At 45.2% G+C, this 910-nt stretch carries 1 protein-coding gene; it reads right to left on the bottom strand.

Annotated features, from left to right (window positions below; genetic code table 11):
- Nucleotides 1-900: efflux RND transporter periplasmic adaptor subunit (locus A3763_RS02525; protein WP_197482705.1), on the bottom strand; the 900-nt coding region annotated here is incomplete at its 3' end.
- Nucleotides 901-910: the final 10 nt, after the last annotated feature.

Here is a 910-nt window from a genome sequence, read left to right as displayed (position 1 = left end):
GATCCTTGCTTCAACAAAGGAGCCTGGTAGTAAGCTCTTGCTAGATTTGTTTGAAGCGTTATTGCTTGAAACTTGCGCAATAACATAAAGAAGCTGATTTCTATCGCGCTCCCCTTCAATTCGGTCGATAAGTCCTTGCCATTGTTTTGTCGGGTTTTGATAGCTGTTCAAGCTAGCAATAGGTTTACTTGTTTTGCCCAAGTAGCCTTTATGATTTAGACCGAGAATTTCAATTTGCTGGTCATTTAACGGGAGTCGGACTTCAACTTCGTCAGTCCCATAGATTGTTGCAACATTTGAGGTAGCCAGTATGTACTCGCCTTCAGTAATACTCAGTTTAATGACTTTGCCATCTATTGGTGCTCTGATTACAGTCTTCTTGAGTTGTTGTTTTGCATAAGCTAAGGCGGCTTCCGCGGCCGAAACTTGACTGCTGGCATGGCGCACCTGTGGTATATGACGCGCATAGTCAGTTGCGTTTCGTTTTAGGCCTTTTTGTGCGACAGCCGCCTTTGCTTTAACTCTGACTAATTCAAGTTTAGTTCGGTCAAGTTCAGCTTGTTTTTGTGCGATATCGAGTACAAAAGGCTGTTGTTCAAGTTCAATGAGAATGTCGCCCTGCTTGACCCTTGCGCCTATACTAAGCTCTTTGCTGACACGTTTGACCAGGCCGGGTACCTGATTGGTAATCTGACGAACTTCTGAGGCAGATACTCTACCGCGACTATAGATTGGAATCGCTTGGCTGCTTTCGATTACCTCTGTGTAAGGAACTCTTGGCGCCAGGTTCTGTTGAGTACTTTGCTCAGGCTCGGGTGCGTTATCGTAGAGCCAAGAAATCAGGCCAAGCGCGACGATAAGCGCGAGGAAGACGGAACGATATTTTTTTAGATACTGCATCATAACTTAC

It is taken from the genome of Oleiphilus sp. HI0128 (assembly GCF_001635365.1).
This window is presented reverse-complemented; position numbering and strand designations above follow the sequence as displayed.